The sequence below is a fragment of the Desulfotomaculum sp. genome (assembly GCA_003513005.1).
Taxonomy (GTDB): Bacteria; Bacillota; Desulfotomaculia; order Desulfotomaculales; family Nap2-2B; genus 46-80.
Genome location: DOTD01000055.1, coordinates 1 through 24,631 on the forward strand (window position 1 = coordinate 1; position 24,631 = coordinate 24,631).

The 24,631-nt window shown below is 44.9% G+C and carries 29 protein-coding genes, 1 pseudogene and 1 riboswitch; of the genes and pseudogenes, 22 read left to right on the forward strand and 8 right to left on the reverse strand.

From position 1 onward, the window contains the following. A partial coding sequence (locus DEH07_06780) for a hypothetical protein (protein ID HBY04237.1) occupies nucleotides 1-1,049 on the forward strand: 1,049 nt, incomplete at its 5' end. Nucleotides 1,050-1,179: 130 nt separating this feature from the next. Here the strand turns inward: DEH07_06780 and cysK are convergent. Together cysK and DEH07_06790 are read right to left on the reverse strand one after the other, a co-directional pair. Beyond that, nucleotides 1,180-2,109: a cysteine synthase A gene (gene cysK, locus DEH07_06785; protein ID HBY04238.1), complete on the reverse strand. Its 930-nt coding sequence runs from the start codon at nucleotides 2,107-2,109 to the stop codon at nucleotides 1,180-1,182. Between the two features lie 174 nt (nucleotides 2,110-2,283). Then, nucleotides 2,284-2,739 (reverse strand): Rrf2 family transcriptional regulator, encoded by a 456-nt coding sequence (locus DEH07_06790; GenBank protein ID HBY04239.1) that lies wholly within the window; start codon nucleotides 2,737-2,739, stop codon nucleotides 2,284-2,286. A gap of 279 nt (nucleotides 2,740-3,018) precedes the next feature. After that, nucleotides 3,019-3,123, forward strand: a riboswitch (SAM riboswitch). A gap of 77 nt (nucleotides 3,124-3,200) precedes the next feature. On the opposite strand from DEH07_06790, the gene DEH07_06795 reads away from it, so the two are divergent. From DEH07_06795 to DEH07_06815, 5 genes and pseudogenes are all read left to right on the forward strand, one after another. After that, nucleotides 3,201-4,412 (forward strand): homoserine O-acetyltransferase, encoded by a 1,212-nt coding sequence (locus DEH07_06795; GenBank protein HBY04240.1) that lies wholly within the window; start codon nucleotides 3,201-3,203, stop codon nucleotides 4,410-4,412. After that, a complete protein-coding gene (gene metW / locus DEH07_06800; protein HBY04241.1) occupies nucleotides 4,409-5,014 on the forward strand; it encodes a methionine biosynthesis protein MetW in 606 nt (201 codons plus the stop codon). The genes DEH07_06795 and metW overlap by 4 nt, the downstream gene beginning before the upstream one ends. A gap of 507 nt (nucleotides 5,015-5,521) precedes the next feature. Next, nucleotides 5,522-6,808 carry a homocysteine synthase gene (locus DEH07_06805; GenBank protein HBY04242.1) on the forward strand — a complete coding sequence of 429 codons (1,287 nt, stop codon included), beginning with the start codon at nucleotides 5,522-5,524 and terminating at the stop codon, nucleotides 6,806-6,808. A gap of 21 nt (nucleotides 6,809-6,829) precedes the next feature. Then, a pseudogene (locus DEH07_06810) lies at nucleotides 6,830-7,419 on the forward strand (hypothetical protein). A gap of 31 nt (nucleotides 7,420-7,450) precedes the next feature. Then, nucleotides 7,451-7,693, forward strand: coding sequence for a hypothetical protein (locus DEH07_06815; protein ID HBY04243.1), 243 nt, complete (start codon nucleotides 7,451-7,453; stop codon nucleotides 7,691-7,693). Nucleotides 7,694-8,002: 309 nt separating this feature from the next. On the opposite strand, the gene bioB is transcribed toward DEH07_06815, so the two are convergent. After that, nucleotides 8,003-8,977, reverse strand: a complete 975-nt coding sequence (gene bioB, locus DEH07_06820) for a biotin synthase BioB (protein ID HBY04244.1) — start codon at nucleotides 8,975-8,977, stop codon at nucleotides 8,003-8,005. A 207-nt stretch (nucleotides 8,978-9,184) separates the two neighbouring features. On the opposite strand from bioB, the gene DEH07_06825 reads away from it, so the two are divergent. The 6 genes from DEH07_06825 to DEH07_06850 all read left to right on the forward strand — a co-directional run bounded on the left by DEH07_06825 (nucleotide 9,185) and on the right by DEH07_06850 (nucleotide 14,202). Further along, nucleotides 9,185-9,598, forward strand: coding sequence for a hypothetical protein (locus DEH07_06825; GenBank protein HBY04245.1), 414 nt, complete (start codon nucleotides 9,185-9,187; stop codon nucleotides 9,596-9,598). Nucleotides 9,599-9,745: 147 nt separating this feature from the next. Next, nucleotides 9,746-10,426 (forward strand): serine O-acetyltransferase, encoded by a 681-nt coding sequence (gene cysE, locus DEH07_06830; GenBank protein ID HBY04246.1) that lies wholly within the window; start codon nucleotides 9,746-9,748, stop codon nucleotides 10,424-10,426. Between the two features lie 124 nt (nucleotides 10,427-10,550). Beyond that, nucleotides 10,551-11,408 carry an ATP-dependent sacrificial sulfur transferase LarE gene (gene larE, locus DEH07_06835; GenBank protein ID HBY04247.1) on the forward strand — a complete coding sequence of 286 codons (858 nt, stop codon included), beginning with the start codon at nucleotides 10,551-10,553 and terminating at the stop codon, nucleotides 11,406-11,408. A gap of 69 nt (nucleotides 11,409-11,477) precedes the next feature. Further along, nucleotides 11,478-12,704 (forward strand): cysteine desulfurase NifS, encoded by a 1,227-nt coding sequence (gene nifS / locus DEH07_06840; protein HBY04248.1) that lies wholly within the window; start codon nucleotides 11,478-11,480, stop codon nucleotides 12,702-12,704. Nucleotides 12,705-12,734: 30 nt separating this feature from the next. Further along, complete coding sequence (gene nifU, locus DEH07_06845) at nucleotides 12,735-13,103, forward strand: Fe-S cluster assembly scaffold protein NifU (GenBank protein ID HBY04249.1); 369 nt, start codon at nucleotides 12,735-12,737, stop codon at nucleotides 13,101-13,103. Between the two features lie 31 nt (nucleotides 13,104-13,134). Continuing rightward, nucleotides 13,135-14,202: a tRNA 2-thiouridine(34) synthase MnmA gene (locus DEH07_06850; protein ID HBY04250.1), complete on the forward strand. Its 1,068-nt coding sequence runs from the start codon at nucleotides 13,135-13,137 to the stop codon at nucleotides 14,200-14,202. Here DEH07_06850 and DEH07_06855 read toward each other — a convergent pair. Further along, nucleotides 14,193-15,116: an SAM-dependent methyltransferase gene (locus DEH07_06855; protein HBY04251.1), complete on the reverse strand. Its 924-nt coding sequence runs from the start codon at nucleotides 15,114-15,116 to the stop codon at nucleotides 14,193-14,195. The genes DEH07_06850 and DEH07_06855 overlap by 10 nt on opposite strands. A 503-nt stretch (nucleotides 15,117-15,619) precedes the next feature. Here DEH07_06855 and DEH07_06860 point away from each other — a divergent pair. The 4 genes from DEH07_06860 (at nucleotide 15,620) to DEH07_06875 (ending at nucleotide 18,084) form a co-directional block, all read left to right on the forward strand. After that, nucleotides 15,620-16,240: a UPF0016 domain-containing protein gene (locus tag DEH07_06860; protein ID HBY04252.1), complete on the forward strand. Its 621-nt coding sequence runs from the start codon at nucleotides 15,620-15,622 to the stop codon at nucleotides 16,238-16,240. Between the two features lie 345 nt (nucleotides 16,241-16,585). Then, nucleotides 16,586-16,861 (forward strand): hypothetical protein, encoded by a 276-nt coding sequence (locus DEH07_06865; GenBank protein HBY04253.1) that lies wholly within the window; start codon nucleotides 16,586-16,588, stop codon nucleotides 16,859-16,861. A 293-nt stretch (nucleotides 16,862-17,154) separates the two neighbouring features. Next, a complete protein-coding gene (locus DEH07_06870; GenBank protein ID HBY04254.1) occupies nucleotides 17,155-17,532 on the forward strand; it encodes a diacylglycerol kinase in 378 nt (125 codons plus the stop codon). An 87-nt stretch (nucleotides 17,533-17,619) separates the two neighbouring features. Continuing rightward, the gene (locus DEH07_06875; protein ID HBY04255.1) at nucleotides 17,620-18,084 is read left to right on the forward strand and encodes an AraC family transcriptional regulator; all 465 of its coding nucleotides are present in this window, start codon (nucleotides 17,620-17,622) and stop codon (nucleotides 18,082-18,084) included. Nucleotides 18,085-18,163: 79 nt separating this feature from the next. Here DEH07_06875 and DEH07_06880 read toward each other — a convergent pair whose 3' ends face one another. Both DEH07_06880 and DEH07_06885 read right to left on the reverse strand, forming a co-directional pair. Beyond that, on the reverse strand, nucleotides 18,164-18,367 hold the full coding sequence (locus DEH07_06880; GenBank protein ID HBY04256.1) for a molybdenum-pterin-binding protein: 204 nt from the start codon (nucleotides 18,365-18,367) through the stop codon (nucleotides 18,164-18,166). A 315-nt stretch (nucleotides 18,368-18,682) separates the two neighbouring features. Beyond that, on the reverse strand, nucleotides 18,683-18,970 hold the full coding sequence (locus DEH07_06885; GenBank protein HBY04257.1) for a hypothetical protein: 288 nt from the start codon (nucleotides 18,968-18,970) through the stop codon (nucleotides 18,683-18,685). 232 nt (nucleotides 18,971-19,202) lie between these two features. On the opposite strand from DEH07_06885, the gene DEH07_06890 reads away from it, so the two are divergent. Together DEH07_06890 and DEH07_06895 are read left to right on the forward strand one after the other, a co-directional pair. Further along, nucleotides 19,203-19,415, forward strand: a complete 213-nt coding sequence (locus tag DEH07_06890) for an XRE family transcriptional regulator (GenBank protein HBY04258.1) — start codon at nucleotides 19,203-19,205, stop codon at nucleotides 19,413-19,415. 198 nt (nucleotides 19,416-19,613) lie between these two features. After that, nucleotides 19,614-20,891 carry a 3-hydroxyacyl-ACP dehydratase gene (locus DEH07_06895; GenBank protein HBY04259.1) on the forward strand — a complete coding sequence of 426 codons (1,278 nt, stop codon included), beginning with the start codon at nucleotides 19,614-19,616 and terminating at the stop codon, nucleotides 20,889-20,891. A 205-nt stretch (nucleotides 20,892-21,096) separates the two neighbouring features. Here the strand turns inward: DEH07_06895 and DEH07_06900 are convergent, their stop codons facing one another. Both DEH07_06900 and DEH07_06905 read right to left on the reverse strand, forming a co-directional pair. Then, nucleotides 21,097-21,687 carry a hypothetical protein gene (locus DEH07_06900; protein ID HBY04260.1) on the reverse strand — a complete coding sequence of 197 codons (591 nt, stop codon included), beginning with the start codon at nucleotides 21,685-21,687 and terminating at the stop codon, nucleotides 21,097-21,099. A gap of 108 nt (nucleotides 21,688-21,795) precedes the next feature. Beyond that, the gene (locus tag DEH07_06905) at nucleotides 21,796-22,173 is read right to left on the reverse strand and encodes a hypothetical protein (protein ID HBY04261.1); all 378 of its coding nucleotides are present in this window, start codon (nucleotides 22,171-22,173) and stop codon (nucleotides 21,796-21,798) included. A 317-nt stretch (nucleotides 22,174-22,490) separates the two neighbouring features. Between DEH07_06905 and DEH07_06910 the strand changes: the two genes are divergently transcribed. The 4 genes from DEH07_06910 to DEH07_06925 all read left to right on the forward strand — a co-directional run bounded on the left by DEH07_06910 (nucleotide 22,491) and on the right by DEH07_06925 (nucleotide 24,630). Further along, complete coding sequence (locus tag DEH07_06910) at nucleotides 22,491-22,745, forward strand: hypothetical protein (protein ID HBY04262.1); 255 nt, start codon at nucleotides 22,491-22,493, stop codon at nucleotides 22,743-22,745. A 229-nt stretch (nucleotides 22,746-22,974) separates the two neighbouring features. Further along, nucleotides 22,975-23,790, forward strand: a complete 816-nt coding sequence (locus tag DEH07_06915; protein HBY04263.1) for a hypothetical protein — start codon at nucleotides 22,975-22,977, stop codon at nucleotides 23,788-23,790. A gap of 18 nt (nucleotides 23,791-23,808) precedes the next feature. Then, complete coding sequence (locus DEH07_06920; GenBank protein HBY04264.1) at nucleotides 23,809-24,045, forward strand: hypothetical protein; 237 nt, start codon at nucleotides 23,809-23,811, stop codon at nucleotides 24,043-24,045. 117 nt (nucleotides 24,046-24,162) lie between these two features. After that, complete coding sequence (locus tag DEH07_06925) at nucleotides 24,163-24,630, forward strand: hypothetical protein (protein ID HBY04265.1); 468 nt, start codon at nucleotides 24,163-24,165, stop codon at nucleotides 24,628-24,630. Nucleotide 24,631: the final 1 nt, after the last annotated feature.

Below are 24,631 nucleotides of genomic sequence, written 5' to 3' on the forward strand. Positions count from 1 at the left end.
ATTCTGTTATAATGGAGAGTGAGCAAATGGTCGTCAAAAGTCATAGTGAATCACGGCGCAAAACGCCGTGGGATGGGGTGAAGGAATTGACGGCAACGCAAGAATTTCTGCAAGCACATTACAAGGAACATTATGCGGCACGACATACCAAACTTAGTGAATCCGGCGAAGCCGCGATGGTCAATTCATTTGTTCCGACAAATTGCCCGCACTGTGGCTCTGAGCAGTTTAGTAAACGTGGACTTACTGCCAATAGCATCCAGCGATATATTTGTTCGTGCGGTCAAACATTTCTGCCAACTACTCACACTATTTTTGACGGACGCAAAATATCTGTCAGTGAGTGGATGGAGTATTGCTTGAACTTGTTCAGGTATTTGAGCATAAATGCAGATTCTTGGAACAACAAGAACGCCTTTTCTACATCGAGATACTGGTTAAACAAGCTCTTTTTAACGTTGAACGACTATCAACAAGGAATTATTCTTTCCGGAACTATTTGGCTTGATGAGACCTATTATCCTGTAATCAGTTCGCAGATTGATCGCAAAGAGGACGGTACTAAATATCGCGGTTTATCGCACAATCAAATCTGTATTGGTGCTGCTACAGACAAGCAAAACGTTGTTTGCTTTGTAGAAGGCTTTGGCAAACCGTCTCAACGAAAGAGTTTTCAGGCTTTCTCAACCCATATTGCGCCCGGCTCAACACTGGTACACGATAAGGAAGTAGCACACAAGAAACTTATTTCTGCGTTAAATCTCAAAAGCCAAGAATACTCGGCAAAAGACATGAAAGGGCTAAAGGACTCTGACAATCCGCTCGACCCTATAAACGACTTCCTCGACAGGCTGAAAAAGTTTCTCAACGCTCATTCAGGATTTAACCGCGACAGGTTACAAGATTTTCTTAATCTGTTTGCATTTGCGAAGAATCCGCCGTCTAAACCTCTTGAAAAAGTTGATAAATTGGTGAATTTGGCATTTCAAAATCCAAAACTTCTTCGTTATAGAGACCAATTTGGCGTTAATCAAGGGATTGACGATTGAAATATCTCCACTATGTAATTAGTGTTTTTTTTATTATACTTATCAGATATATTTTTTTCAAATGGGTGATATGCCCATTTTTTTTACATTTATGGCCGGATAAATACAATTCTTTTGACTTTCTGGGGTCCTATTCTTCTTGAAACATTGGCGTGCTCAGGTATCGCTCCCCGGTATCGGGAAGGATGGCTACGATAAGCTTGCCCTGATTTTCATCCCGGCGGGCTGCCTCCAGGGCTGCGAAAGCTGCCGCGCCCGAGGATATCCCGACCAATAGTCCTTCTTCCCTGGCCAGACGGCGTCCCGTATCAAAGGCATCCTGGTTGCTTACCCTGATAATTTCATCCACCAGAGTCAGGTCTAACACACCGGGAATAAACCCGGCGCCAATCCCCTGGATCTTGTGTGGACCCGGTTGCCCTCCGGATAGAACCGGAGAATCGGAAGGTTCGACTGCAATTGCCTTAAATTGGGGTTTGCGGGGCTTGATTACCTGGGCGATGCCGGTAATAGTGCCGCCTGTACCCACACCACCGACAACAATGTCTACCTGTCCGCCGGTGTCTTCCCAGATCTCCTCTGCGGTTGTCAGCCGGTGGATCTCTGGGTTGGACGGGTTTTCAAACTGCTGTGGAACGAACGAATTGGGTATTTCCCTAGCCAGTTCCTCAGCTTTCTGTACCGCCCCCTTCATTCCCTGAGCTCCCGGTGTGAGCACAAGTTCGGCTCCGTATGCTTTTAACAGGTTCCGGCGCTCGATGCTCATGGTTTCAGGCATGGTCAGAATCAGGCGGTAGCCGCGGCTGGCGGCGACAAAAGCAAGAGCTATTCCTGTGTTGCCGCTGGTCGGCTCGATAATAACTGAGCTGGGCTGCAGCAATCCCTGTTCCTCAGCCCGGCGGATCATATTAAATCCGATGCGGTCTTTTACACTTCCGGCCGGGTTAAAAGATTCCAGCTTTACCACCAAATCAGCTTTGGCTCCTTCCGATATCCGGCCAAGGCGCAGCAATGGTGTTTTACCGATTAATTCAGTGAGACTGTTTGCTATTCTGGACATTTTCCCACTCCTTTTTTATTTTTACCTTAAGATAATGACCTAATATCAATAGATTAATTATATTATAAATCCAATTATCATACTATCATATTAGACGAACAAAATTTTCCTGTCAATATCTTTTTAGAAAAATGGGCAAGAAGCAAGATGAGGAGGGGTGATTTAAAAGCAGGCTCAAATGCAATACATATTGGCTTCTCCCGCCAATCTGATCTTTTCGGCTTCTTTGCAGAGGTCTTCCAGTGTAGTGTTGTCTATTACTGATGCTACCGATTCTCTGATTCTTTCCCATAATATCCGCGTGACACATGTATCAAAGCGATCGCATGACTCGGGATTTTCTTCTTTTACGCAGCCGGTTGGACCAAGAGGGCCATCCAGACACCTTATTATCTCGCCTACTGTTATTTGAAACGGTTTCCGTTCAAGAAGGTAGCCGCCCTGTGATCCCCTGACGCTGCGCACAAGTCCTCCTTTGCGAAGATCGGTCATTACCTGTTCCAAGTATCCTTCAGATATTCCTTGCCTCTCCGCTACTTGTGCAAGTGGTGTGGTTGCATTCGGATTGTAATGCAGCGCCAGATCTACCATAGCTCTCAGCCCGTACCTGGTTCGTGTGGAGAACCTCAAGTATGAACACCTCGCTCGAAGATATTCCTACAAAAATAATTGTATATATATCCAATTGTATTTCTAGCTATTCTATCCTGTAAACTTGGTTCTGTCAAAAAATATTTCAAAATTTTATCCTGTTCAGCAAGCTAATTGCTTTCTTGGAAGTCATGTTCCGGGAATAAATGCAGGATTGGCGCGGGTTCAAAGAAATAATGCCTTAGTGAAAAAATGTTGTTGACAAAATACTATAACATCTATTATATTAATTAATAATATATAAATAATAATAATACTATCTTATCCAGAGAAGGGGAGGGATTGGCCCGATGAACCTTCAGCAACCTGAAAGCTTTTGCTTGGAAGGTGCTAATTCCTGCCGGAACACCGGAAAGATAAGAGGAAATAATAAGAGCCTCTTCTTATCTTTGGAAGAGGTTCTCTTTTTGGGCAATGACTATTATCTCGAGGTGTAAAAAATGAGTGATCCGCTTAACCTGCTAACTGAAAAATCAGCTAAATATTCAAGGCCGGACTCTTCGCGATCTGCAGGATGGGTTGTTTCCCGCATTGTCTTGCTCGCTGACGAAGAAAATCCCCTCCCGCTTGATTGCGGGAAAACAATCGCTCCCGTATATGTTGAATATGAAGTATACGGTGAGTTAAACGAGGCAAAGGATAACGCTATTCTTGTCTTTCACGCCCTGTCGGGGGATGCCCATGTCGCCGGCTGGACTAAAAATGCAGATGAGTTGGGGCGTCCCTGGCTAAAGAACCGCCCTGGCTGGTGGGATGATATGGTGGGTCCCGGGAAGGCTTTCGACACGAAAAAATATTTTATAATCTGCTCCAATATTCTGGGAAGCTGCTACGGCACAACGGGTCCCGCATCTATTGATCCCGGCGCCGGCCGGCCTTATGGATTAGGTTTTCCTGTAGTAACTGTAGGGGACTGGGTGAGGCTTCAGGAACGGCTGGTTACTTACCTTGGAATTAAACGTTTGTATGCTGTGGCCGGGGGATCTATTGGCGGCCAGCAGGCGCTGGAGTGGGCGCTGGCTTATCCCGACCGGGTTGAAAGGGCGTTAATTATTGCTTCATCAGCCCGTTTGAGCGACCAGGGACTATCCTTTAATGTTATTGCCAGATACGCTATCAGAACCGATCCCAATTTTCATTCAGGTAACTATTATGGCGGTTCCACTCCTGACAGGGGGCTTTCGGTTGCACGGATGTTGGGTCATATTACATATCTATCAGAAATTTCCATGCAGAATAAATTCGGCCGCAAGTTTTGCAACGGTGATGGACCGGGATATCATCTTGGTGTGGATTTCGAAGTAGAGGGCTATCTGCTGCACCAATCAGAGTCGTTCGTAGAAAGATTTGACGCAAACAGTTATTTGTTTATCACTAGGGCTGCGGATTACTATGACGCATCCTTGCGGGGAGACGGGAATCTCGATAAGGCGTGTCAGAGCATTCAGTGCAGAACACTATTGGTATCATTTTCATCCGACTGGCTTTACCCGCCGGAACATATGAAAGAACTGGCCCTGGCCATGTCCCGCAACAGAAAACATGTAAGTTACGTTAACATTCCCTCGTCATATGGTCATGATGCTTTTCTGCTTGAAGTAGACAGGTTGTCTTACGTAGTGAAGAGCTTTCTTGAAGGGGGCCCGGAATGAAAATGCTTAAAAAAAACCGGTGGGACCATGACGTAATTTATGAAATTATTCCCGAAAGGGCTACCGTGCTTGACTTGGGCTGCGGGAATGGAGAGCTGCTGGCCAGGCTGATTAAAAATAAGCTTGTGTTGGGACTTGGCATAGAGAAAGACATTGATCAGGTTGCCCAGTCTATTGCCAGGGAGGTTCCTGTTGTTAATCTGGATTTGGATGAGGGCATTACCGGTTTTCCGGATAAGTATTTTGATTTTGTTGTGCTTGAAAAGACGCTTCAAGTGGTTAATAAACCAATCTTTGTACTTAATGAAATGCTGCGTGTAGGAGGCGCAGGCATCGTCAGTTTTCCGAACTTCGGGCATCGGCTTGTAGTCGAATATCTCGCTTCGACGGGCCGGATGCCGATTACACCGGTGCTTCCTTACCAATGGTACGACACGCCGAATATTCATCTTTTTACGGTAAGAAACTTTCTTGATTGGGTCGGGGCAAATAATGTACGGGTAATTCAAGGATTATCGACGATTGACGGTAAAGCAACCCACTTTCGGGAAGAGGACGATACTCGCGCCGAAGAAGTTCTGTTTGTCGTGTCTTCAGTGTAGTTTCACGCAAAATAACCTTTTTTAGGGCAGGCCGAAGGGAATGGAGGGAGGCAGCAAGACAAAGATGTGCGCGGCAGCAATGCCTCAAGTGCGATTTTGAGCTAGGCGAGCATGAGCACACACCGCCGTCAGATGATAAAAAGGTGCGTATTCAGTAAAGCCGTCCAAAGGGCATGGTATTGTTAACAGCGAACGACTTGCTTAAGCCCCGGTAACAGTAGCCGGCGAAGCGAGGGTAACCGGACTGCGGTGCGAAACCAGCGGCAAACTTAATGCTTCTTGAAAAAGCTCAAGTGAAGTCCAATTTTTAAAGGATGGTCTTTTTTGTAAATTTGCATGCCGCCTTTGCAGCGCCGCTAGTCCGGTCCGAAGCAAGCCGCGCTGCTGTCGGTGCGGAGCATCGGAGTGAGCGGTGACAATACCGTGCCAACTAGGTCCACTTAATAATTATTATGAAAAGATTATTTTCAGGATCTTACTTACCCAAAAAATACAGGAGGACAAAAAATGACTGAAAAGAAATTAAGCTTTGATACACTGGCTGTCCATGCCGGTCAGCGGGTTGACCCGACTACCAATGCCAGAGCAGTGCCTATCTATCAGACCACTTCTTATGTTTTCAACAACGCCGACCATGCGGCGAACCTGTTTGGACTAAAAGAATTCGGCAATATCTACACCAGGATGATGAATCCCACCTGGGATATTATGGAACAAAGAATTGCCGCATTGGAAGGCGGGGCGGCGGCTCTGGTCACGGCATCGGGTCAGGCTGCCATAACATATTCCATTTTAAACATTGCCCGCACCGGTGATGAGATTGTTTCCGCGAACAGCCTTTATGGCGGCACCTACAATCTTTTTTCACAGACCTTCCCCAAGTTTGGAATCAAGGTTACATTTGTTGATCCGCAAGTTCCGGAAAACTTCCGGGAGGCCATCACACCTAAAACAAAGGCAATCTATATGGAAAATCTCGGCAACCCGAAGCTGGACGTTCCCGATTTCGAGGCAATCGCGGCAATCGCGCACGAAGCGGGAATCCCTGTTATAGTTGATAACACTTTGCCAACACCCTACTTGTGCCGTCCTATCGAGTACGGTGTAGATGTTGTCGTTCACTCGGCGACAAAGTTTATCGGCGGTCACGGCACTTCTATCGGCGGAGTGATTGTAGATTCAGGAAAATTCAACTGGGCAAACGGCAATTTTCCGGATTTCACAACACCTGATCCCAGTTACAACGGGATAGTCTACAGCGAAGCATTCGGCGGTTTAGCCTATATCCTTAAAGTCCGGCTTCAGCTGCTGAGAGATATCGGCGCCTGCTTAAGCCCGTTTAATGCCTTCTTATTCCTGCAGGGTTTGGAAACCTTGCATTTAAGAGTACAAAAGCACTGCGACAACGCTCTGGCAGTCGCCCGTTTCCTGGAAGAAAACCCGGCCGTAACCTGGGTAAATTATACCGGTCTGCCCAATCATCCTTCCCATGCCAAGGCGAAGAAATATCTGCAAAACGGTTTTGGGGCGATCCTGGCCTTCGGCATCAGGGGAGGAAAAGAAGCCGGCCGCAAACTTATGGATAACCTTAAACTGTTCTCTCTGCTGGCCAATGTCGGTGACGCCAAATCGCTTGTCATTCACCCGGCTACCACTACTCACAGCCAGCTTACCCCGGAAGAGCAGATCAGCACAGGTGTAACCGATGATTTGGTCAGACTATCAGTAGGCATTGAAGATATCCGGGATATTATTGACGATCTGGATCAGGGCCTGAAAGCCAGTCAAGGGTAAAAAGTAAGGGGAGAGTATACGTTGTTCGGCAGATACTCAAGACAAATCAGTTTCCCCGGCATAGGCAAAAAGGGCAGAAGAAATTACTGGACAGTACAGTGGTTATTATCGGCTGTGGCGCGCTGGGTTCTATTGCCGCCACAGCTCTTACCCGCGCCGGGGTGGGCAAATTGAAGATTATCGACAGAGACTTTATTGAATATCATAATTTGCACCGCCAGATTCTTTTTAATGAAGACGATATAAGTAACCATCTGCCGAAGGCCATCGCGGCACAGCGACGCCTAAAAAAGATAAACTCGTCAGTTGAAGTTGAGGGAGTAGTTTCAGATGTAAACGTATCGAATATTGAGAAGCTTGTTCAGGGAGCAGACATGATTTTGGACGGACTGGACAATTATGAAACTCGCTTTCTCATCAACGATGTTGCTTTAAAGCATAAAATTCCCTGGGTATATGGGGGCGTAATTTCTTCATACGGGATGTGCATGAATATTATACCCGGAAAGACGCCCTGCTTTCGCTGCGTTTATCCGAAGATTCCCGGTTCGGGGAGAATATTTACCTGCGAAACGGCGGGATTAATCAAGGGGTCAAAGTTACGAAAATAAAACCGTCTGCTGAGGATGGTGTGCTGACTCCCTGGGAGATAGAAAAAAACTCTCTTTTAATCTTAAAGGTTTCGAACCGGGGGAAGCGTGCGCTATTTTGGATCAGGCTTTTGATATAAAAGCAAGGGCAGGCCTTCACTGTGCGCCAACAGCGCACAAAACTTTTGGAACCTTTCCTGCCGGTACAATACGTCTTAGTCCAGGTTACTTCAACACTACAGATGAAATAGACTTTACTCTTGAAGCTTTTAAAAAAATCGCCCTGAGTCTTTAAGCATTATGCTGAATATCTTTTTAATTAATTTGAGCTATCCTGAAAATAATCTTGCATAAGGGAGGCCAACTGCCTACGTGCTCATGTTCGCCTCTTATACTTGTACGAACTCGTTCACCCTCAGGCTCGGTCAAAACTCGGCGCTAACGCGCCTCAAACAATTCCCTCGCGTAACCTCGGGTTCTTCACCCGTTCTTTGAATGAAGCCTAAAAATCGCACTTAAGGCATTGACCCCCCCCTTTGTTGATGAATTTTTTATCCTTTAAGCTGGCGCTGCTTTAGCAGCATGGGGGGTCCTGACCTGATTTTTAACTGCCCTTCAAGCCTGCCTTCGATAACATCTCCAGATCTTTTTCCATTTCTTCGCCGGGCAGTGTAAGATAACCCCCGACCATCATACCGTTAAACGACGTGCTTAAAGCAATAGCTTGCTTGTCTTTGAGGGCGTTTTCCCTGCCGCTGCACAAACGGAAAGTAGCCCGGGGGTGAATTAAACGGAAGATAGCGGCCGTTTTTAGAATTTCTTCCGGCTGCAGGCGTTCCTGATTTTCGAGAGGTGTGCCGGGAATAGGATTTAAAATGTTTACCGGGATAGATTTTACATCCAATTCCCTCAGTTCAAGAACCATTTCCAATCTGTCCTTCATGGTTTCACCCATACCTATTATACCGCCGGAACATATCTCCAATCCGGCCGACCTGGCTACCAAAATAGTTGCTATTCTGTCATCAAATGAATGGGTGGTGCAAATATTTTTAAAATAATTACGTCCTGTTTCCAGGTTATGATGATAAGTTGTTATACCTGCTTCTTTTAACTGCCGGGCTTTTTCTTCATTAAGCATACCTAGGGAAGCGTGAAGTTCAAGACCGGTTCGTTCCCGCAAAACCCTGTAGATTTCAAGGATCTTATTAAAATCTTTTCCGGTAACATTCCCGCCGCTGGTAACCAGGGAAAAATGTCTTACCCCGGCTGCCTCCATTTGAAAAGCCTTTTCAAATGCCTTTTCAGGACTGATCAGCGGATATCTTTCTATATCGGTATTATGATGGGATGACTGGGCGCAAAAGATACAGTCCTCCCCGCATAGGCCCGAGCGAGCATTAATTATTGAACAAAGGCTAACCTCTTTTTCCCAGAAATGCTCCCTGATTTCCTTTGACATTTCCAGTAATTTATCTAATTTTTCTAAAGGCCATCCGGTAAGCTCCAATGCTTCCTCTTTTAGCAGGTTGTCTCCCGAAAGCACCTTTTTTCTGATCTGTTCCAATGCTAAACCCATCTTTAAAAACCCTCCGTTGTCCTCTTATTGTCAACCTACCTAAGCATATTAGTTAACAAATAATAATGTATCATTTTTGGAAATTAAGTTCAATAACAAATAAGAGAATCTGATAAATATCTTTCACTGGCATCTTGACAAGGATAGCGGCATTATTTAATGTATATATTGTAGATTATATCACTCAACATTAGGACAGGGAGGCGGATTATGAAAATCTCCACGAGAGCTCGTTACGGGATCAGGGCGCTTTTGGATCTGGCCTTAAACGATGATAAGGAACGTGTTTTGTTAAAAGATATTGCTCAAAGGCAAGAAATTTCTCTTCCCTATCTGGAGCACCTGATTACTCCTTTAATAACTAAAGGGATAGTCAGAAGTACACGGGGATCCCGTGGAGGTATTTCATTGCGGAAGCGCCCTGAGGAGATCCGGCTCAATGAGGTAGTTGAAATACTTGAAGGGTCTATAGCGCCCGTGGAGTGTGTGGACGATCCGAAGATTTGTCCGCGTTCGGAATTTTGTGTAACCAGGGACCTCTGGGATGAAATGAAGAGAGCGATGAATGAAATTTTAGATATTACCCTGCAGGATCTTGTTGAAAAGCAGAAGCAAAGGTAATGGGCATAAATTTGAGCTGAATCCGGCGCCTTAAACCATAATAGACGATAAGATAGAATAGCCCTTCTTATATTTATTAATGCTTCTATTTGGATGGGCTAATCAGCATCAGGGCGAGATGGGGTGTTTATTATCTTGTTCGGTATTATAAAAGAAGACATAAAAGCTGTTTTTACAAACGATCCTGCTGCAAGGACCATTCTGGAAGTTATTTTCTGCTATCCAGGTCTACATGCGATTTGGCTGTACCGGGCGGCCAATTTTCTTTGGCGGAATAATTTCAGGTTTTTAGCCCGTTTCTTGTCACACTTGAGCCGTTTTTTAACCGGTATAGAAATTCATCCGGGCGCTAAAATAGGCCGGCGGTTCTTTATTGATCACGGGATGGGAGTTGTTATCGGGGAAACTTCAGAAATAGGCGATGATGTATTGATGTATAAAGGGGTTGTACTTGGAGGAACAACTTTGGAAAAAGGAAAACGGCATCCTACAATCGGCAGTTGCGTTGTATTGGGGACCGGTTCAACCGTGCTCGGCCCGATAACCGTTGGTGACGGAGCCCAGATCGGGGCCGGGTCGGTGGTGATCAAGCCGGTGCCTTCCGGCGCCACGGTGGTTGGCATCCCGGGAAGGGTAGTCGAAATTAACGGGCGTAAGCCGGTATTCAATCTTGAACATGGAAAACTGCCTGATCCGGTTTCGGAAGCAATCAACCTTCTTTCCGAGAGGCAGAACAGGATTGAGGAATACCTTGGAAACCTGGGTGAGGCTACAGGAGTATATTTTTTGAAAAACGGCCCGTCCCAGAGTCAAAACGATAAGGAATAAAGGAAATAAAGATTTATACCTAATAATATTGATCTCCCAGAAGGTTTTTGTCTTTTAAAAAGGAAATACTTAGATAAAAGGAATTTCGTTTGTGCTTATGTTGGATAACCTAAATAACAAAGAGATGAAATTATGCAAGGGAAAGGTGAAGAATGATGTAACGGCGGCAGAAAAAATGCAGCTTCTCAAGGGTCTTCTTGGCAGTATGGAAAACGTTGTTTTAGCATATTCAGGAGGTGTTGACAGCAGTTTTTTGCTTTATGTGGCCAACGAAGCACTTGGAGAAAAAGTACTTGCTGTAACGGCCAAAGCGCCGACCTTTCCGGAGAGCGAGTATATATTTGCTGAAGAATTCACGAGGGGTTTAAGGTCAAAGTTTCTTGCCATCGAAGTAGATCAGCTTTCCCAGCCGGAACTTGCCAACAACCCGCCTGACAGGTGCTATTATTGCAAGCGGCAGCTTTTTGACATTTTAAAAAAAATAGCCGTAGAGAATAATGCCGGATGGGTAATTGACGGATCAAATCTGGATGATGAAAAAGATTACCGTCCCGGAAGCAGAGCTTTAAAAGAACTGGGCATAAGGAGCCCTCTTGTGGAGGCTGGTTTTACAAAAGAAGAAATCAGGAAATACGCAAAAGAGTCGGGACTTTCCTTTTGGAACAAACCTTCCTCTGCCTGCCTTGCTTCAAGGATTCCTTACGGCGTCCCGCTAACAAAGAAAATATTGGATATTATCGATCAGGCGGAGGAATTGCTGCATACCCTTGGTTTCAGTCAGGTCAGAGTAAGGCATCACGGTGAAATTGCACGGATTGAAATCCAGATCTCCGAGATAGAAAAACTGATTTCTTGCCGTGAGAAGGTTCTTACAGGGTTCAAAGCGTTCGGATATACGTATATCGTTCTTGATCTTGAAGGCTACCGTATGGGAAGTTTGAATTTGACGCTTTTTTCGCAGCAAAAAGCGGGACGTGCGTGAAATGGTATCAAAAGGGAGAAAATAAAGCTATAGAAGAAAGTTTTTTGCTTAAAAAGGAGGTTTTACAATATGCGTCGAGTTTATTTTGATCACAGCGCCACAACACCGGTCAATCTCCTTGTTGCCAAAGAAATGGACAAGTTTTTGACAGGTGAAAATTTTGGCAATCCAACCAGCCAGCACTATTTTGGAGTAATTGCCCGCAGGGCTGTCGAAGAGGCGCGGGAAAAAGTTGCCGAGGCTATATCCGCCGATTCTAACGAAATAATATTTACCAGCGGAGGGACAGAATCGGATAACATGGCTATTCAGGGAGTTGCTCAAACCAACAGGAACAGGGGCAACCATATTATTACCAGCGCGGTTGAACACCACGCCGTATTGAATACAGTCAAAGCTTTGGGAAAACAGGGTTTTACAATCACAATCCTGCCCGTCGATCATTACGGCATGGTCGACGTTGATCAGCTTGCCGAGTCCATAACGGATAAAACGATCCTGATCACGATAATGCACGCCAACAACGAGGTTGGAACGATCATGCCCATCAGGGAGATAGGCAAGCTTGTCAAACAAAAGGGAATTATTTTTCATACGGATGCGGTTCAAAGCTTCGGCAAAGTTCCTTTTACAGTAGACGAGCTGGGTGTTGATTTATTGTCGATCTCCGGGCACAAACTATACGGGCCCAAGGGTATCGGCGCCCTTTACATAAGAAAGGGAACACGCCTGAGGCAGACGTTGTTTCACGGCGGCGCGCAGGAAAAGCTTCGCCGGGCGGGTACGGAAAACGTACCCGGCATTGTCGGTTTGGGAAAAGCAGCCGAACTGGCAGTTAACGATATGGAGCAGGAGAACAAAAAAATGTTGGACCTGCGTGATAAACTAATCGACGGGGTCATGAGCAGTTTTAAAAAAGTAAGATTAACCGGCCATCCGTCAATTCGCCTGCCCAATCACGTCAGTTTCTGCTTTGAATATATCGAAGGCGAGTCGATGCTGCTCAGCCTGGACATGAAAGGCATAGCCGCGTCAAGCGGTTCCGCCTGTACATCGGGTTCCCTCGAACCTTCGCATGTTTTACTGGCCATGGGAATACCGCATGAAATAGCTCACGGTTCTTTGCGCCTTACTCTGGGCAGCGGCAACACTGAAGAAGACGTGGATTATTTCCTGGAAACAATGGGTCCGATTGTGGAAAGGCTGAGATCTATATCGCCGTTCAGCGAGGAAGAAGACTTTGTTACAGACGCCGGCTGCGCCGATTGCCGGATAAGTCAGTCCTGTAAAGGTTAGAAGTATTTTTTTAAGAGGGAAGTGACCGTCATGTATTCAGAAAAGGTTATGGAGCATTTTACCAACCCCCGTAACGTAGGGGAGATAGAAGATGCTTCCGGTATAGGCAATGTAGGCAATCCTGTATGCGGAGATATTATGAAAGTTTTTATAAAAGTTGAGGACAATGTTATTACAGACATAAAATTCAAGACCTTCGGCTGCGGAGCAGCCATCGCTACCAGCAGCATGGTCACAGAAATGGCCAAGGGGAAAACGATTGAAGAAGCCTTGAAGATAAGCAGGAATGACGTTGCAGAAGAGTTGGACGGCCTCCCGCCGCAAAAAATGCACTGCTCGAATCTTGCTGCAGACGCGCTGCATGACGCTATCCGGGACTATAAAAGCAAGTCAGCTTAGTGGGTGTATTTAGTTGAAAGTTCTTGTCGCGATGAGCGGCGGTGTGGACAGTTCTGTTGCCGCCGCCCTTTTAGTTGAGCAGGGTTATGACGTCACAGGGGTAACCATGAGGCTTGCCGGTTGGCCTTTATCAGAGGATAGAGGACCTCTGGGCTGCTGTTCTCCGGAGACTGTTGAAGATGCCCGCTCGGTAGCCGGTATGCTTGGAATCCCGCATTATGTGATGAATTTCGAAAAGCCGTTTAAGGAAAAAGTTATCGATTATTTCTGCCGCGAATATCTAAACGGCAGGACACCCAATCCCTGCATCGCCTGCAACAGGCATATCAAATTTGATCTCATGCTCAAGAATGCGCTTTCGCTTGGTTTCGACTATCTGGCAACCGGACATTATGCCCGTCTTGAGTTCGACAGCACTGGCAATTGCTATATACTCAGCCGGGCTGTCGACAAAAAAAAGGATCAGTCGTACGTTTTATACTGCATCAAACAGGAGCAGGCAGGGCATCTGCTGCTTCCCCTGGGGCGTCTGACAAAGGAAGAAGTGCGTAAAATCGCCCTGGCAAAAAAATTGCCGGTTGCGCAAAAAGCTGAAAGCCAGGAAATTTGTTTTGTTGCCAGTGACTACCGCGATTTTTTAAAGGAGGAAGCGGGTAAGTTAATCGAGCCGGGACAGTTTCTTGATCTGCAGGGCAGGGAGATTGGGCGGCACAAGGGCATTGCCTGCTACACAATCGGCCAGCGCCGCGGCCTTGGGCTGCCGATGGGCCAAAGAATTTACGTGGTGGATATTGATCCTGAACACAATGCCGTTGTTCTTGGTCCCCCGGAAGCGCTGTTGTCCGACTGTTTTACAACCATGGAGAATAATTTTGTTTCCATTGATCAACCGGAGGGACCGATGGCGGTTCAGGTACAAATCAGATATAAGGCGCAGGGTTCGCCTGCTTTAATGTCTCCTTTGCAGGATGGTGCGATAGCAATCCGTTTTGACAAACCCCAGCGATCGGTCGCGCCGGGTCAGGCAGCCGTTTTTTATCTGGGAGATACACTTCTGGGGGGAGGGATTATCCAAAGGGGAGGCAGGAGTTATTCCTGAGCCGAGGCCCAATCACCGATTCTTTTTGAAGCAAGCTGAACATAGCTGCTGTCTGTTTCATACCCGATATAGTTCCTTTGGGCTTTAAGGGCCGCGATTGCAGTTTGCCCGCTGCCCATAAAGGGGTCAAGGATTATTTCGTTTTGGAAAGTATAAAGCTGGATCAGCCTGTACGGCAGTTCAACCGGAAAAGGCGCCGGATGGCCTATTTTTTTTGCCTGTTCGGCAGGAAAAGTCCAGATGCTCTTTGTATATTCAAGGAACTGTTCCCTGGTGATGGTGCTTTTTCTTTCCGCCGGGGCTTTTCTTGAAAAAACTTCTTTTGAAAAGACAAGGATATATTCGTGAACGTCCCGCAAAGTCGGGTTGGCGGCGGAAAGCCAGCTCCCCCAGGCTGTGGAACGGCTTGCGCTGCCTGCCTTGTTCCAGATAATTTCACCGCGCATAAAAAAGCCTGCCGACTGGATATCTTCGATCTCAAACGCATGAATTGGTATATATGGTTTTCGGCCAAGGTTGGCTATATTTACACAAATCCTTCCGCCAGGCACCAGAACCCTGTACACTTCTTTCCAGACTTTTAACAGAAAGCTCCTGTATTGACTGAGATTCAGGTCTTCGTCGTAATCTTTTCCCGTGTTGTAGGGCGGTGAGGTTACAGCCAGATGGACGCTGTAGTCAGGGATTTCTTCCATATTCTCGCTGGTTTTGCAGAAGATCCTGTTTAGATTCTCAACGGGGACGGGATTTTCTATATAAGCGACGCCTTTTGCCCCGCGGATTTCTTCAAAAAGCCTGCTGCTGTAAAATGGTTTGGAATCATGGCTTCTTCTGCCTGGAGATCCGAAAGAACTGGTTATTGTTCCGCGTTTTTTCAAGGCTGTTTCTCCTTCAACACAGATACATACTGCCATATATTGGTTTTAGTATAGCTTGTCCCCTGCCTTTTAAGCAAGAAAATTCTAAGCAAGTGGGAAGCAAGAGCAAGTGGAGCAAGTGGGGACGGTTCTTGACTTGCGTAGAAGTTCCACATGCCGCCAGCGGCGCCAACAAGAGGATGAAAATTCATGTACATTAGAGAGATCAACTGCTAAGCGTGCTCATGTGCAGTTAATTTAATTTCTGAGCTTCCGGCAATGACCTGGTATTCCTCACAACCTTCCCGGGGAATCATACTGTAGACCTGCTGTTTAATCAACCCGGCAAGCGTCCCTTGACATGTTTTACTAAAAAAGATAAGCTTCCAAAGGATATATATCGGTACCCGGCGTCTTTTTTTAATTAATAGCCCCTTTTAATAAAAAAATATTTTCAAGGTTATATTTATTGTATTCAAGGGATAAGCATGCATTGGGTATAATGCCCCGGAAAAGGGGAAAGGAGAACTCTATTGCTGGTTTTTTTAGGATCAGTCGCAATGGTTGTACTGGCAGAAATGGGGGATAAGACGCAATTGCTGGCAATGGCTTTTGCAACCCGCTTTCCTGCCGGAAGCGTCATGCTCGGCGTTTTTATAGCTACATTGCTTAACCATGCGCTGGCTGTCGCCCTGGGGTCTTACCTGGGGACGTCATTTAATATGGACATTGTACAGGCTGTTGCTGCCGGATCTTTTATTTTATTTGGTTTGTGGACGCTGCGCGGGGATACGTTAAGCGGCGAGGAAAAAAGAGAATTATTTTTAGGGCCGGTTGCAACTGTCGCCATCGCTTTTTTTATTGCCGAGATGGGTGATAAGACGCAGTTGGCTACTGTTGCCCTGGCGGCCAAGTACCACTCACCGCTGGAAACATTATTGGGAACCACAACCGGAATGGTAATTTCCGACGCCCTCGGCGTGTATATAGGAGTCGTTGCCGGAAAAAGAATCCCGGAACGTTTTGTCAAATGGATTTCAGCAATGATATTTATAATTTTCGGTTTTGCCGGACTGTATAGTTCTTTACTGCACAGATTCATCAGCCTTTCCTGGATGGTGGGATTTGCAGGGTTTTCCCTTCTGCTTATTTGGATAACTTTAAAAGTCAAAGTAAGATAAACTAAAAAAGATTATTTGGCGGTATTTTTCCAGTGCATGTTAAGTTCTTCCAATTCTTCTAAAGCCCTCTTTTTATCCCGGCCAGTAATTGAACCGTTAATCCTGCCGAATTTAGTGAAAACAGCGTTCTAAACGAATTGATCCTGCCGTCCACGAAAAAGACTGACCCACTATGGCCGAATCCTGATATTTAAGTCTACGGTCAGCGTCGCGGCTATTGATCCAGTGGTAATTCCCACGATATAATCATAGTAAGTAATGGCTTATTTGCTGTGCTTTTATGAAAAGAACATCCTCATATATTGGGAAACCGTAGGCTGCCTAAAGTAAAATGGGAGTTTTATCGTGAAAAACTTCTTGAGTATTATCGAAGGCCTGTATGATTTTGAAGGAGATCCCATAATCTATAAAACAAATGAACTTTATGCTGTGATGTCGTTGGAAGATGCTGAAACACTCCCTCACATCAGGGAAGGAGAAGTTATAATTTTTAACACCAGCCCGTTCCGCTTCAGCGGTGTGGTTATGGGTGATAAAGTTTATTTGTCCCTGCCTGATTTTTATTATGCAACGCGTTCGGGAATAGGAGTTAAGGACAAGTCAAAACCTGTAAAGCTGTAAGTATTATCTTTAATTACACCGGCCAAAACAAAACATTTTTTACTTCTATTTTTCGCTGCTGATAAATCTTTCTTTATTGTACGTCAGCTTTCTCTGTGTCCTGCCGTAGCCCAATATGATAACCATAATATTGCAACTCTGGAAGTTCTTTAGGGTTCATAATTAATTAAGGTTTAATTAGAATCTGGCAGGGAAAAGAATAATATTGTCGAAAAAATAAAGTAAATTTTTACTCTTTAATGAAAATATCATTGTTCTTCTCATGAAGAAAGGCAGGGCAAAAATAACAAAGGATGCAGGAGGAAGTTAAAAAAAACGGCGGTTTTCTGCTTGGTTTCAAAATTGCTGCCGAGGGGATATTATATTCAATTCGCACGCAGCGCAACATGCGCATTCATTTTGCAGCCGCCGCGCTTGTTTTATTTTTAGCCGCTCTTCTGCATTTAAGCAAATCAGAATTCATTTGCCTGTTATTTGCTATCTTTCTGGTCTTGGTTGCCGAAATGATCAACTCAGCCATAGAATTAGCTGTTGATCTTCACAGCCGGGAATATCATCCTCTAGCCAAGGCAGCCAAGGATATAAGCGCCGGGGCTGTTTTACTGGCAGCGGTCTGTTCGGTGGTCATCGGCATCTTAGTTTTTTATCCCTACCTGACCTGTCAAAAATAAGCGTAAAATAATATCTTAAATTACAGGATCAACGAATAATAAATCAGCTCATTTAACTAAGAAATTTCAATCTAGGGGGAAAGAAAAATGCCTGATAAATGCGAAATTACTTTCAGATACATTCAACTTGCTTTAACTATCCGGACTACAACCAGGCTGCAGGACCTGCCAAAAGTGATGGAAAAATCTTTAAAAGAGATTAAGGAACACCTGTCTAAATTCGAAGAGGAACCTACCGGTCCGCCATTTGCAGCCTACTATGATATAAACATGGAATCAGAATCGATTGATATCGAGATAGGTTTTCCTGTTTCCAGGGCATTTGCAGAAGTTGACAATATGACAACAAGCATTATTCCCGGCGGCAAGATTGCCTCCTGCACTCACACAGGGCCTTATCCCGGTATTCCAAGAGCTTACCTGTTTCTTTCAGATTGGGTGAAAGAAAACGGGTATGAAACAAAAGATGTTGTCTATGAGATATACTTTAACGACCCGGTTGTAACACCGCCACAGGAGCTAACCACGCAGATCTTTTTATTTCTTAAATAGCTGCAGTTCACCAACAAAGCCTAAAAAAAAATAACCCCCGCAAAAAAACGGAGGCTGAATCAGGATTCCAGGAAAAACTTTATTTCATCACCATCACCGAGGTTGCCTTAACAAGGGCGCTGACATCGTCGCCCACTTTTAATCCCAACCGTTTTACTGAACCTGTCGTGATGATCGAACACATCTCCTGTCCGCTCACATCAAGAATGACCTCGGAAGTAATATTGTCTGACTTAATTTCTTTTACCCGCGCTTTCAACTGGTTCCTTGCGCTTAACTCCATAGCCAACCACCCTTTTGCTTTTATTTTTATATTTTGTGCAATAAATGAAATTTTTAAACAGGCGGCAAGAAAAAGAACCCCGAAGGGCTCTTTTTTAACACAGATTAACGGTGCTAAAAATTAAGATTTTTCAACACTGCAGGGGAAGCAACAGGAACCTAACACTAATAGGATCAGGATCAGGAAAATAAGGAAAGCGAAACCTCCACCACCGCCACAGTCGCCCGTAATTCCAAAGCCCATTATAAAATCCCCCTTTCATTTTCCTGTTACATAGTATGGTTTTTATTTAGCAGGCGTTCCCAGGGGGCAAACCTATTTTTTATGATCCCCGTTTATCCTTAGAAAAAGCACTCTCAAACTTCCTATTTTGAGGAATTCTCTAAGGCTTACCCGGGGAATTTCGATCTCTGAAAGATTTTTCTTTGCAAATGAAATGAATCTTTTAATAGTGTGCCCTAAAAGCGGATTTATTTTAGTAAAACTTTTTGTTCCTTTGGGAATGTCCTCCCAGTTTAGAGGCGGTGAAACAATATTCATCTCGGTATATTTTTCAGGGATCGCTCCCCCATTGGCGAAAGCTGAAGATTTTAGAGTAAACACTGGTTTTTTACTTCCTCCCTAATATTTAGATTTAGAAGTCCATCCCTCTGCTGCTTTTAGACTTCCCCACTTCTTCTTTCAATCTATTGTCATAACAAGGTTGTGCGGTTGATATCTTTTTTGTGATAAAAAGAGGCAGTTTAGAGATACTAATCTTACATGACTGAAGCATCTAAACAATAGGATAAATAGAAGCTCGGCTTCTTGTCAAGAATTTTCGGGAGGTTCAAAAATGTCGACGTTCAGCGACAGGCTTAAGAAACTTCGAAGCTCCAAAAAATTAAGCCAACTTGATTTAGCCAAGGAAATTGGGGTTTCACAGCGGGCGGTTTCTTATTATGAACTTGGCGAAGAAGATATTCCCACCCTTGAGGTTTTAATAAAAATTGCAGATTTCTTTGATGTGACACTTGATTACCTTGTAGGCCGCCGGGATAAGCAATAGGTTTGTCTGCCGGCTATTTCCCAAAGAGAGTTCACCGCCACCAATAAAGCTAATTTATCTGAACAAGACGATTGCATAGAAACAATTTATGGCATTAATAAAGGAATATTTATATTAAATGAAGTAATAGTTATCAAACAGTAAAGTCTAACTGACAGATTAATAAGTCGGTTAATTAATTATTAAGGAGAGGTTTTTATGGGTAATGATTACCGTCCGATGTGGGAATCACTCGGTCTTGACTTGGAAGCCCACGACCAGCTTTTAAATGTGCTTCCGCCCGCTTATGGGGATGTCTATCTTAAACAGGAAAACAGGCCGGATAAAATGGAATACTTTGACTTTGTTATTACTGAAATTCACGGTTTGCGCATCCAGGAACTGCAGGAGCACAAGGCGAAAGGCGGCAAAGTGGTAGGAGCCTACTGTGTTTTTGTTCCCGAGGAAATTGTCCGCGCCGCCGGCGGTATCCTTGTTGGATTATGCTCTGGTGTTGAAATGGGCTCTGCCCAGGCCGAAAAAGTGCTGCCTAAAAACATCTGTTCTTTGATAAAATCTTTTATGGGATTTAAACTGGCCAGGGTTTGCCCCTATTTTGAGTCCTGCGATTTGATAGTCGGCGAGACTACCTGCGACGGCAAGAAGAAGGCGTTTGAAATTTTAAACGACTATGTTCCCGTCCACGTTCTGGAAATTCCCCAGATGAGGCGTGAAAAGGACAGGCAGTTCTGGTTTGGGGAAATACAAGATTTCCTGAAAACGGTTGAAGAGTACACGGGCAATAAGATAACACCGGAAAGCCTGCGCCGTTCCATTAAAGAGGTAAACGCGAAGCGCAGCGTTCTTCTGCGCCTTAATGAAATGCGTAAAAATGACCTTTTGCCCATTAGCGGCAAAGACAGCCTGTTAATTGAACAAATCGCTATGTATGACGATGTTGATCGGTTTACCTCACAGGTGAGCGGACTTTGTGAGGAATTGGAAACACGGGTCAGGGAAGGCAAGGGAGTAAACAAACCGGATGCGCCGCGAATTATTCTAACCGGTACACCGATGGCTGTCCCCAACTGGAAGGTGTCTCACCTTATTGAAAGCAGCGGCGCCATTATTGTTGCCGAGGAAATGTGCACCGGGCTTCGCTATTTTGAGAACCTGGTTTCCGAAGAGGGCGAAAGTGTGGACCAGATGCTTAAATCCATAGCTGATCGGTACATTGAGACTAACTGCGCCTGCTTCACGCCCAATGAAGGCAGGACGGAAGAACTTGTCAGGCTGGCCAAGGAATATAAGGCCGACGGTGTAATCAACTGTTCGCTCATCTTCTGTGATCCCTACATGATCGAAGCGAACCGGGTTGAGAAAACATTAAAAGATCATGGAATACCCCTGCTAAGAATCGAGACCGATTATGGACAAGAGGATTCCGGGCAGCTCAAGACCAGAATTGAGGCATTTCTTGAAATGATTAAAAGATAGCGGCAGTAATTCCTCCATTTTAAAATACACTTTAGCCCTGTTTTGTCAGCAGGGCTAATCTTTTCGGCTAATCTTTTCAGCGCCTCTAACGAAAAAGAGCAGGTCCGGTATCCTTGATGGATTGCCGCCTGTCCCTTTTCCCAGGAGCGTAGCGCAGTATAGATTTTTATCTGTTTCAGGGAGGGAACCGTTTTAAAGTTTCTTGTTAAACAGGTAAGTATATCTTTTCTTTGGCTAAATTCTGCTGTCCATGGGCAAAATTTCTAACTCTTTCAAATTGCTGGAGGGAAATTCCCGGAATGTAATCTAAGCTATTCGACAAGAGGTAACTGCCATTCAGGCAGTTCTCCATATTACATTCTATGCCATTTAGAGCCAAAACCCTAAGACCGTATGTGTAGTCCAGGGAAACGAAACCAATAGCGGAGGCGTCATGAGAAACGGCTTCTTGTACTTCACTGTTGGAATTCTTAAAAATAGCGTCTGTGGTTATTTTTTCTTGATTCATAACATTTTTTTCGAAAACACTTCTGGCGCTGGAGCCCTCTGCCCGGGCAATTACCGTTATTTTACCCGAATTTCCTCCAACTTCGCTCCAATCATCTATTCTACCGGAGTAAATGTCTGCCACATCTTTTATGTTCAGGCCTGTAACAGGGTTGCCGGAGTTTACCACGATCGCTACCGCGTCACGGGAAAGCGATAAAAGACCAACAACAGCAAGCGCAACAAATCCAAACCCGGATTTTCTAAAGCCCAAAATAATACCTCCTTTTGTTTTTATTACGCTACTAATATATTAGGATAAAATTATTGAAAAAGAGTTAAAGCAAAATAAAATTTGTGTTAAATCTTTGTCAACGAGCACCTTGCTGTTGTTCGCCGGGTTTGGATTATTGTTTTTTTACAAATCGGATTCAGGAGATTCCACTTTTGCAGAGTTATTTGCTGTCTGACTTTCTTCTGGTTCCTGCATTTCTCCCTTGATATGCGCAGGATCAACTTGAACAGGCGCCGGATTATCTTTATTTTTTCTGTCTGCGTCTGCCTTTACTTCTTCTCTGGCCGATTCAACAATTCTGGTAAGATCTTTTTTTATCGAACCGGCGGTTGAAGTTACGCGATCGGAAATGTCGAGTGTTCCGCGGGTGACGGCTACCGCCAGGGAACGAAGAGGTCTTTTAAACAGTTTAATAGTTACAACAGCGACAACCGCTCCGGCAAAAAGTATGGTGTTGCGGCGTAATGCCTTTACAACCACAAGTCCCAATTCATCCAACAATTATTTTTCACCCCGCTTATTAATTTATTACGCTTAGTTTTCCGCCGGTTCTTAAGTAATATGTACTGTTTTTAGATAACCAATTGCATTGCCGGCAGAAACTTTGAGTTGACTTCTCAGATATAGAATAATACAGCATGCTTTTCTTGGTGGCTTTTCATAATCTTAACCATTATTTAATACTGAATTAAAGAAACAAGTTTATTATGGCTTAAGTAGCTTTACTGGAAAACGGACGGACCCCGGCTCTTGACCTTTGCACTGTATAGCGGTGTTAGGAAGAAGCAGTATCGATTAAAGGAGAGGAGTGAAGAAATGTGGATCAGTTATTGCGTTCTCTGGTAAGGATTCTCAGAGAAAGTGAGGGAGGACTTAATGGATTGGAAATAGTACAACGTTTCAGGGAAGAAGGCGAAGCAGTCGGTATAGATATAGTTATCTGTCTTGATCAGGCTCTAGTAACGAGGGTAATTGATGTAGAGTATACCGGCGGCGCCAATTTAAAATATAAGTCAGGGCCAAGGGCGTCACTATTTTCAGATCAGGGAATTTTAGTTAACAAAGGGGCCTGATCGGAAATCTTCACGCCAAATCCTTAAAGTTGAACATAAAATGTTGCCTGCTGATCTTTTTAAAATGATCAGGGGCATTTTTTTTATAGCTGTTTAATGTTGTTTAATGTTAGCCTGGCTTAATTGCAGGGCGATTGCGCAGAGCCTCATTATAGCAATCATGGTAAACTATGTGAATAATAGTAATATCAGGTGAAATAATATAGATAAGGTTTGGAAGAAATCTCTTATGAAGGTGAAAAGAGTGCGTCAAGATAATATCGAAGACCTGGCTGAAGAGGAGCGGATGAGAACCCTGAAAGAGGATTTGAAAAATGAACTGTTGGATATGCGGGCCGGAGAGAGGGAAATTGAACATATGCCGGCGATACCGGATCAGCGAACCAGGGAGAGTCTGAAAAGGGAAATTATAGAAGAGTTGAGGCATTGCGAAGAACACGAAAATAAATACGGGCGGGGATGGGGAAAACTCCCGGGGAATGACCGCCAGGAGTGGGAACAGTTAAAGAGAGAACATGTCAGTGAAATTAAGGGGAGTATAAACTCAGGCCGGCTGGATGCGTATGACAGGCAGCTGTTGGACGTCATGCGGGATGAGATTCGCGCAGAGATGCGGGCGAACCCCAATAATTTTCACGCACGTGAGAAAACGCAGGATATTATGGAAGAAATACAGGAAATGGGTTATGCCCCCGGCGAGATACTGCGTGCTGTGCAGCAGCTTCAGAAGCGGGGTACAATACGCTGCCGGTTCTATGAGCTGATGAATTCCCGTGAAGGCCGTGGATTTAAGTGTGGCTTGAGTACGGCAATCCTGGCATTATTGTTTTTGCCCTCGGTAGCCAAATCGCTGAAGCCTGTTACAAAATGGGCGTTGAAGGAGACCATGGAGGTCTCTGAAAGAGTGCAGGGCATTATCTCAAATCTAAAAGAGGACGTTGAGGACATACTGGCCGAAGCCCAATTCGAGAGGTCCAAAAACATAATTGATGATGAAATCAGGAATGAAGGCGAATCTGTTCCGTCAGTTACAGATGAGAAGTAATGCTTGGACAGTAAAGGGATGGGTCCGTTGAGCGCTGATGCACTGCATGATAAGCTTGAGGCGGCTTTCTCGCTTCTGAAAGAAGCAGTGGATATGACTGTCGAGATAAAGAAAAAGGAAGCTGGCAACAAGCAGTCTGCCCTTGTATGGGAAGATTTTTTAGGCGATTTCTGGGAGTATATACGTTTGAAGAGCCGGGAATCGGGATACAATCTTTTGGCCGGGGTGTCCTTTTTCCGGTCAAGACGTAATTGATTCGCCGTTACAAAACTGTCAATACAACGATGCTTTAAGGAACCTCCATAATGCGAGGTTCTTTCTTTTGGTAAGTAGGGGCAAGCAAGAACCGTCCCTACTTGCCCCTACGCCAAAATAGTAGAGCAGCTGCAGAGCGAGGGAAAGATTGTATCTGTTGTGGGAGACGGGATAAACGACATACCGGCTTTCCGCCGCGCTGATTTAGGAGTTGCCCTGAGCGATAACCGTGAGGCGTTAACACTTAAAGCCGCCAAGATTGTGATCGTGGGATCTGATCTGAAAGGTTTCAACTATGCGATTCATATTGCGAAAAACAGCTCGGAAGCCGCTCGCCAGAACCTGATTATATCGGCTGGAGCCAATATCTTTGGACTAGCCCTGGCGTTGGGGGCTTATACCAATCCGCTGGCTGCGACGGTGTTAAGCAACGCAAGCAGCCTGGCGGTATTGTTCAATTCGGCCAGGCTGTTAAAAATGAATGGACATAAGGGCGCCGTATACAGGCGCAAGGCTGGTTACAAAAAAAGAAACGATCGTAAGCGTCGCCCGCAAGCGCAAGGCGAAAATAAAAAAAACCTGTAGA